The sequence below is a fragment of the Flavobacterium sp. CYK-55 genome (assembly GCF_018413465.1).
GTDB lineage: Bacteria > Bacteroidota > Bacteroidia > Flavobacteriales > Flavobacteriaceae > Flavobacterium.
Map to the genome: position 1 here is coordinate 1 of NZ_JAHCDK010000029.1, position 870 is coordinate 870.

The 870-nt window shown below is 39.9% G+C and carries 1 pseudogene; it reads left to right on the forward strand.

From position 1 onward, the window contains the following. Positions 1 to 870, forward strand: a pseudogene (locus KIH23_RS13585) (hypothetical protein); the annotation flags it as partial.

An 870-nucleotide genomic window follows, 5' to 3' on the forward strand; every position in this document is an offset into this window, starting at 1 on the left:
TTACTATTTCTGGTCCTGCATCAGCTTTAACCAACACAACAACTGAATCTGCCTGCGGTAGCTTTACTTGGGGTGTGACTGGTTTGACTTATTCTGAGTCTGGTACTTATACCGGAACTACTACAAACGGTCAAGGATGTACAGTTAATGAAACTTTGAACTTAACGATTACACCTAATACTTCAAACACAACTACAGAATCTGCTTGTGATACTTATACTTGGTCAGTTAACGGTCAAACCTATACTTCATCAGGATCTTACACTAATACTGTTGGATGTCATACTGAGGTATTAAACTTGACAATTACGCCAAGTACTTCAAATACCACTACAGAATCTGCTTGTGATACTTATACTTGGTCAGTTAACGGTCAAACGTATACTTCATCAGGTACGTACAACAACACTGTTGGATGTCATACAGAAGTATTGAACTTGACAATCACGCCAAGTACTTCTAACACTACTTCAGAAACTGCTTGTGGTTCTTTCACATGGTCAGTAAATGGCCAAACGTATACTTCATCAGGTACTTACACTAATACTGTTGGATGTCATACTGAAATCTTAAACTTGACTATCAATACTTCAGCTGAAACTTACTATGCTGATGCTGATGGTGATGGTTTTGGTGCTGGTGCTGCTATCTTGTCTTGTACAGGTCAACCTGAAGGTACTTCTACAAACAATACTGACTGTGCTCCTGCTGATCCAACAAAATGGAGAACTGCTAACTTCTATACTGATGCTGATGGTGACGGATACAACAATGGTTTCCCTCCAACTTCAGTATGCTACGGTGCTGCTACACCAGCAGGTTACACTTTAGTAAACAATGGTACTGATTGCAACGATGAGTCTGCATCAG